The sequence below is a fragment of the Photobacterium sp. R1 genome, from assembly GCF_054600795.1.
Genome location: NZ_BAAHZP010001008.1, coordinates 1 through 235, shown reverse-complemented (window position 1 = coordinate 235; position 235 = coordinate 1). Strand labels below are relative to the sequence as shown.

At 40.0% G+C, this 235-nt stretch carries 1 pseudogene; it reads right to left on the bottom strand.

Annotated elements, in window-relative coordinates:
- Positions 1 to 157: pseudogene (locus ACYP03_RS28095) on the bottom strand (electron transfer flavoprotein subunit beta/FixA family protein); the annotation flags it as partial.
- Between the last annotated feature and the right edge of the window lie 78 nt (positions 158 to 235).

Here is a 235-nt window from a genome sequence, read left to right as displayed (position 1 = left end):
CGGCTTCTTTCATACGAACTGCTTCTTCTATCGCAATTTCGCAAAAAGGATTAATGGCCATTTTCACATTATGTTGCTCAACGCCTGAGCCGTCGGATTTAACACGGATCTTCACATACGGGTCTATCACCCTTTTGATTTCGACTAACACATTCACTGGTAGCTCCTTAGCAAATCAATAAGTTAATGAAGAAATACAGAGAAAAGACTGATTAACAATACCTCAATCGGGCAT